Source organism: Candidatus Methylomirabilota bacterium (assembly GCA_035260325.1).
Taxonomy (GTDB): Bacteria; Methylomirabilota; Methylomirabilia; order Rokubacteriales; family CSP1-6; genus AR19.
The window spans coordinates 42,273-48,846 of record DATFVL010000240.1 but is presented as its reverse complement, the minus strand read 5'-3'; the positions used below and the strand labels follow the sequence as shown (position 1 = coordinate 48,846).

Sequence of the window (6,574 nt, the reverse complement as noted above, 5' to 3'; positions counted from 1 at the left end):
TTGGTGAGCCGTTACCTCACCAACTAGCTGATAGGCCGCGAGCCCCTCCAAGAGCGGCAGCTTTCGCCACCTTTCCTCCCCGAGTCTCGCGACCCGGGGAACGTATCCAGTATTAGCCTCCCTTTCGAGAGGGTATCCCGGTCTCTAGGGCAGGTTACCCACGTGTTACTCACCCGTGCGCCACTAGGACCGCCGAATTATTGCTAACCCGACGATCCCCGTTTGACTTGCATGTGTTAAGTACGCCGCCAGCGTTCGCTCTGAGCCAGGATCAAACTCGCCAAGAAAAGCGATGAACCCTGGTAGCTCGAACGTTTCACTGCGATGCTGCTCGACAGTTACTCGGCCGAGCGCAAGGCTCGATAGAACGGATGGGTGCTCACACCTTTTCGGTGAGCCAGTAGCATATCCGGCTTTCAAAGAGCACTGCGGTCAGCTTTGGAAGGTGACCGAGCTTCACGACAAGCCCACGTCACCGTGGGCGAAACTTGACTATACGGATAGGGGCCCAGCATGTCAAGTCCTTCGGCGGCGGTGCCAGGTTACCCGGCGTCGGTGACCTCGATCTCCTGGAACCGGCGCTTGCCGACCTTGACCGCGTACGTCTGCCCGGCCCGGAGCTCGGCGTCGACCTGACGCACGCGCTCGCGATTCACCTCCACTGCGCCCTGCTGGATCTGCCGCCGCGCCTCGGAGTTGGAGGCCACCATGCCCGTGGCCGTCAGCGCGCGCACCAGGGTGATCCGTCCCCCCGGCGCGGCGACCCGCTGCCGCTCGACGGTCGGCGGCCGGTCCCGCTGCTGATGGACGCGCACGAAGTGCGCCTCGGCCGCGGCGGCCGCGGTCTCGCCGTGGTACTGGGCCGTGAGCGTCCGTGCCAGCCGCTTCTTCGCGTCCATCGGGTGGCCCGCGCGGAGCGACGCGATCTCGTTCTCCGGGATCCGCGTCAGGAGCTCGTAATAGCGCCACATCAGCTCGTCCGAGACCGACATGAGCTTGCCGAAGATGTCCTCGGGCTTCTCGTTGATCCCCACGTAGTTGCCGAGGCTCTTGGACATCTTCTGCGTGCCGTCGAGCCCCTCGAGGATCGGGACCGTGAGCGCGATCTGGGGCTCCTGGCCGTGCGCCCGCTGGAGATCGCGGCCCACCAGCAGGTTGAAGGTCTGGTCCGTTCCGCCCAGCTCGACGTCGGCGCCGAGCGCGACCGAGTCGTAGGCCTGGGCGATCGGGTAGAGGAACTCGTGCAGGCTGATCGGGCGGTCCGAGGCGTGGCGCGCGGCGAAGTCCTCGCGCTGGAGCATGCGGGCGACCGTGAGGTGGGCGGTTTCGCGGATCACGTGCTCGAACGTGAGCTTCGCGAGCCACGTCGAGTTGAACTCGATCCGGGTCCGGGTCATGTCGAGCACCTTCCCGAGCTGGCCGCGGTAGGTGTCCGCGTTCGCGCGGATCTCGTCCCAGGTGAGCGGCTTGCGCGTCTCCGAGCGCCCGGTCGGGTCCCCGATCATCCCCGTGAAGTCGCCGATGATGACGATGATCTGGTGGCCGAGGTCCTGGAAGTCGCGAAGCTTCCGCAGCACCACCGTGTGGCCGAGATGGAGGTCCGGCGCGGTCGGATCGAGTCCGAGCTTCACCTTGAGCGGCTCCCCGCTCCGCCGTGAGCGTTCGAGCTTGTCCCGCAGCTCGGTCTCCACGATGATTTGAGCGGTCCCGCGCCGGACGACACGGAGCTGCTCTTCCGCGGGAGCGAACGGACGACGGCTCAAAGCATCGGCGTTGTATCACACCGGCGTTGGACGACGCAAGGCGGGTACCGCGCCTCAGCGCGGACGGTATAATGTTCGGGATGGTCGTCCGGAGGCGCACACCCCCCGAATCCCGGCCGACGCGGCCCCTCGCGCGCCGCCTCCTCCGCTGGGCGCTCCTGGTCGTCGGCGTGCTGACGCTCCTCGCCGCCTCGGCCGTGGGCGTGGCGGCGCTCTGGGCGTTCACGATCCTGCCCCGGTCGCTCCCGTCGGTCACCGCGCTCGAGACGCTCCAGCCCATCCAGGGCACCAAGATCTACGACGACAACGACGAGGTCATCAGCGAGCTCCACGTCGAGCGGCGCATCCTGGTGCCGCTGGCCCAGATCCCCCAGCCGCTGCGCGACGCGGTCATCGCGACCGAGGACCGGCGCTTCTACTCGCACTGGGGCGTGGACCCGATCGGGATCGCGCGCGCCGTCGTGCAGAACTACCGGCGGGGGCGGATCGTCGAGGGCGGCAGCACGATCACGCAGCAGCTCGCGAAGGTGCTCTTCCTCACGCCGGACAAGAGCCTCGACCGAAAGCTCCGGGAGGCGGCGCTGGCCCTCCAGCTCGAGCGCCGCTACTCGAAGGACCGCATCCTGGAGATGTACCTGAACCAGGTCTACTTCGGGCACGGCGCGTACGGCGTCGAGGCGGCCGCGCGCACCTACTTCGGCAAGTCGGTCGCCGACCTCGACGTGCGCGAGGCCGCGCTCCTCGCCGGGCTGCCGCGCGCGCCGTCGAGCTATTCGCCGTTCGACCACGCCGCCGTCGCGAAGCGCCGGCGCGAGGTCGTGCTCCGGCGCCTGGCCGAGTACGGCGCGCTCAAGGACGACGAGGCCAAGCGGCTCGCGAAGACCGACCTCGGGCTGATCCCGCCCGAGCGCCGCCGCTCGACGGGCCAGTACTTCCTCGACTACGTCCAGCAGGCGCTCGAGACCAAGTACGGCGCGGACCTCGTGTTCAAGGGCGGCCTCAACGTCTACACGACGCTCAACCCGTCCATGCAGCTCGCCGCCGAGCAGGCGCTACGCGAGGGCCTGAAGGCGGTCGAGAGCCGCACGGCGAAGCCGCGGCCCGGCGAGCATCCCGAGGGCGCCGTCATCACCATCGAGCCGCAGACCGGCTACGTGAAGGCCATGGTCGGCGGGTACGACTTCCTCCGGAGCGAGTTCAACCGCGCGGTCCAGGCCAAGCGCCAGCCCGGCTCGGCGTTCAAGCCCTTCATCTACATCGCGGCGCTCGAAGCGGGCTTCACGCCCGCGACGCGCATCGAGGACGCGCCGGTCTCGTACGCCGTGGGGGCGAACAGCCAGGCGTGGAAGCCCGAGAACTACGACCGCAAGTTCCGCGGGCCCACGACGCTCCAGCAGGCCGTCGAGGAGTCGGTGAACGTCGTGACCGTGAAGCTCCAGGAGCGGATCGGGCTCAGCAAGACGATCCAGGTGGCGCGGCGGCTCGGCATCACGAGTCCCCTCGAGATCAACCTGAGCCTGGCGCTCGGCACCTCCGACCTCTCGCTGCTCGAGCTCACGTCCGCCTACAGCGCGCTCGCGAACCAGGGCCTGTGGATGCCCCCGGTGACGGTCCGTTACGTCACCGACGCACAGGGCAAGCTGCTCGAGGAGCATGTCCCCGAGGGCCGTGAGGCCGTCGCGCCGGAGACCGCGTACGTGATCACCAGCATGCTCCGCGGCGTCGTCGAGCGCGGCACGGGCCAGGCCGCCAAGGCCCTCGGCCGCCCGATCGCCGCGAAGACGGGGACGACCAACGACTACTCGAACGCGTGGTTCATCGGTTTCACGCCCCGGCTGGCGACGGGCGTGTGGGTCGGGTACGACCGGCCGCGGAGCCTCGGCCACGACGAGACCGGCTCGCGCGTCGCGGTGCCGATCTGGGTCGCGTACATGGCCAAGATCCTCGGCGACAGCCCGCGCGAGGATTTCGCGGTGCCCGAGGGCGTCGTCTCGCTGCTGGTGGACGAGGACCCGTCCGGCGAGTGCGTGCGCCCGGTGCGGATGGCCTTCATCAAGGGCACCGAGCCGGCGGTCTCGTGCGCCGGCGTCGGCCAGCGCCGCGGCGAGGCGCCGCCCATCCCCGCGCCGCCGAGTCCCTAGATTTCGCTCGCCCTGCTAGCCTTTCGCCGGCGGATAGCGCCCCGCCGCCGTCCGCCAGGCGGCGCCGTCGAACAGCTCGCCGAACACCCCGGACAGCTCCTCGATCGGCACCCGGATCTGCTCCATCGAGTCGCGCTCGCGGATCGTCACCTTCCGGTCGCCCGTCTCGCCCTTCTCCGCGTCGCCCACGGTCTGCACGTCCACCGTCACGCAGTAAGGCGTGCCGACCTCGTCCTGACGCCGATAGAGCCGGCCGATCGCCGCCGTGTCGTCGTACACGCTCATCCAGCGGCGCGCGAGCCGGGCGCGCAGCTCCCGAGCGGTCGCGACGATCTCCGGGCGCTTCTTGAGGAGCGGGAGCACGGCGATCTTGATCGGCGCGAGGTCCGGGTGGAAGCGCAGCACCACGCGCTTCTCGCCGCGGACCTCCTCCTCGCGATAGGCGTCCACGAGGAACGCGAGGACGGAGCGGTCGGCGCCCGCCGAGGGCTCGATCACGTAGGGGACCACGTGGGTCTTCCGCTCCTCGTCGAAGTACGTGAGCGCCTTCCCGCTGGCCCGAGCGTGCTGCTTGAGGTCGAAGTCGGTGCGGTTCGCGATGCCCTCGAGCTCGCTCCAGCCGATCGGGAACTTGTACTCGATGTCGGCGGTCCGCTTGGCGTAGTGGGCGAGCTCCTCCTTCTCGTGCTCGCGCAGCCGGAGGTGCTCACGACGGATGCCGTAGCGCGGGTACCACGCGAACCGCTCCTCGATCCAGCGCTCGTGCCAGACTTCGTCGGCGGGGCGGCCGTCGAGCGTGTCGGCCGGGTTGACGAAGAACTCGATCTCCATCTGCTCGAACTCGTGCGTGCGAAAGATGAAGTTCCCGGGGGTGATCTCGTTGCGGAAGGCCTTCCCGATCTGGGCGACGCCGAACGGGAGCTTGAGGCGCATGGCCTGGAGGACGTTGTCGAAGTTCACGAAGATGCCCTGCGCCGTCTCGGGCCGGAGGTAGGTGACCGCCGCGTCCTCCTCGACCGGTCCCATGAAGGTCTTGAACATGAGGTTGAACTGCCGGGGCGCGGTCAGCTCCCCCTTGCCGCATTCCGGACACAGCGTACGCCGGGCGCCGCAGTGCCGGCACGGCTCGCCCGCGGGCACCTCGAACTTGTTGCCCTTCGTCGCCGGACAGTAGTGGGTCCACGGCTGCTCGTCGAGCTTGTCGGCGCGGAACCGCCGCCGGCACGCCTTGCAGTCCACCATGGGGTCGGTGAAGTGGTCGAGGTGGCCGCTCGCCTTCCAGACGGTTGGGTGCATGAGGATCGCGGCGTCGAGCCCGACCATGTCGGCGCGCAGGGTCACGTTGTCCCGCCACCACACCCGCTTGACGTTGTTCTTCAGCTCGACGCCCAGCGGCCCGTAGTCCCAGCACGAGGCGATGCCGCCGTAGATCTCGCTCGACTGGAAGACGAAGCCCCGCCGCTTGCACAGCGAGACGATCGTGTCCATGGTCGTCACGCGCGCCCTCCGGGGGTGGGCTCGAGCCGCTCGAGCTCGCGCAGGAACTTCGTGGTGCGGGTCGGCTGGCCGATGAGCCCCGACATCTGGCGATCGAGCAGCACGACGAGCTCGGCCTCGCTCCGGCCGAGCGGCGCCGCCAGCGCCTCCTCCCAGCGCGCCGACCGGAGCCACTCGAGGGCGGCGACGGCCGCCGGCGAGACCGGCACGAGCCCCGGCTCGCGCCGCGCGCACGCCTCGCACACGACGCCTCCGGCCCCGAGGGCGGCCTGCCGGAACGGGTAGGCGCGCCCGCACACCGTGCACGCGTCGAGGCGCGGCCGGTGGCCGAGCGCGTCGAGGCCGCGCACCCCGAAGCAGACCGCGACGCGCGCGGGCGGCGCCGCGCCCTCGAGGGCCTTGAGGCTCCGCACCAGAAGGCCGTAGAGGGCGGCGTGCCGGTCGTGCTCGGCGGTGAGGCGCGCGACGCACTCGACGATCCACGCGGCGCGGCCGAGCCGCGCGAGGTCCTCGCGCACGCGCGCGAAGGGCCGCACGATGTCGAAGTGGTCGATCTGGACCAGCTCGCTCCGGCCCCCGTCGAAGAAGACCAGCTCGCCCAGCGTGAAGAGCTCGAGCGCGCCCGAGAAGCGCGAGCGGAGCCGCCGCGAGGCCTTGGCCACGCCGCGGAGCTTGCCGAACTCGCGCGTGTAGAAGGTGACGATACGGTCGCTCTCGCCGAGCGGGAACGAGCCGATCACGACCGCCGCGGTCCGGCCGAGCCCCATCAGTACCAGCCGTCGCCCTGGCCCTGGACGAAGCTGTAGTCCCAGACCGTCGGCAGGTAGTGGTCGGCGGGAGGGAGATGCTGGACCTCGAAGTAGGCACGCCCGAATCCGCCAACGACACCGAGAACCCAGGTGATGCGCCGGCCCACGACGGTTCCGGAGGCGTCCAGCGCCTGCGCGAGGACCCTCACGTCCTCGACAGACTCCCCATGCTGGTTGTTGATGTAGCCGCGGAGCCGACGGGTCCCGCCCTGTTCCACCTCGATCGTCCACTCCAGGGCGAAATGGCGCTCCCAGCCGGCCATGAGAGTCGTGTTCGATCCGGAGGGGGTCACGTGACCGCCCGCCGCCACGGCGAGGACGATCAGCCCGAGGCGTCCCACCGTACTCATGGGCGGCACCGAAC

At 69.7% G+C, this 6,574-nt stretch carries 5 protein-coding genes and 1 rRNA gene; 1 reads left to right on the top strand and 5 read right to left on the bottom strand.

The genetic code is table 11. The features are described 5' to 3' along the window. Positions 1-287: ribosomal RNA gene (locus VKG64_15325) — 16S ribosomal RNA — on the bottom strand; the annotation flags it as partial. Between the two features lie 255 nt (positions 288-542). Then, positions 543-1,763, bottom strand: coding sequence for a tyrosine--tRNA ligase (gene tyrS, locus VKG64_15320; GenBank protein HKB26406.1), 1,221 nt, complete (start codon positions 1,761-1,763; stop codon positions 543-545). An 80-nt stretch (positions 1,764-1,843) separates the two neighbouring features. Between tyrS and VKG64_15315 the strand changes: the two genes are divergently transcribed. Next, positions 1,844-3,904 (top strand): penicillin-binding protein 1A, encoded by a 2,061-nt coding sequence (locus VKG64_15315; GenBank protein HKB26405.1) that lies wholly within the window; start codon positions 1,844-1,846, stop codon positions 3,902-3,904. Between the two features lie 15 nt (positions 3,905-3,919). On the opposite strand, the gene VKG64_15310 is transcribed toward VKG64_15315, so the two are convergent. Genes VKG64_15310 through VKG64_15300 form a run of 3 tightly spaced genes read right to left on the bottom strand, consistent with a single transcriptional unit; the run spans position 3,920 to position 6,560 of the window. After that, positions 3,920-5,392: a glycine--tRNA ligase gene (locus tag VKG64_15310; GenBank protein ID HKB26404.1), complete on the bottom strand. Its 1,473-nt coding sequence runs from the start codon at positions 5,390-5,392 to the stop codon at positions 3,920-3,922. A 5-nt stretch (positions 5,393-5,397) separates the two neighbouring features. Next, positions 5,398-6,168, bottom strand: coding sequence for a DNA repair protein RecO (gene recO / locus VKG64_15305; protein ID HKB26403.1), 771 nt, complete (start codon positions 6,166-6,168; stop codon positions 5,398-5,400). After that, on the bottom strand, positions 6,168-6,560 hold the full coding sequence (locus VKG64_15300; GenBank protein HKB26402.1) for a hypothetical protein: 393 nt from the start codon (positions 6,558-6,560) through the stop codon (positions 6,168-6,170). The genes recO and VKG64_15300 overlap by 1 nt, the downstream gene beginning before the upstream one ends. Positions 6,561-6,574 lie beyond the last annotated feature (14 nt).

Excerpts from the sequence above, each read along its gene's own strand:
- VKG64_15315 (HKB26405.1), top strand. The coding sequence starts at position 1,844 with ATGGTCGTCCGGAGGCGCACACCCCCCGAATCCCGGCCGACGCGGCCC.
- VKG64_15310 (HKB26404.1), bottom strand. The coding sequence starts at position 5,392 with ATGGACACGATCGTCTCGCTGTGCAAGCGGCGGGGCTTCGTCTTCCAG.
- recO (HKB26403.1), bottom strand. The coding sequence starts at position 6,168 with ATGGGGCTCGGCCGGACCGCGGCGGTCGTGATCGGCTCGTTCCCGCTC.
- VKG64_15300 (HKB26402.1), bottom strand. The coding sequence starts at position 6,560 with ATGAGTACGGTGGGACGCCTCGGGCTGATCGTCCTCGCCGTGGCGGCG.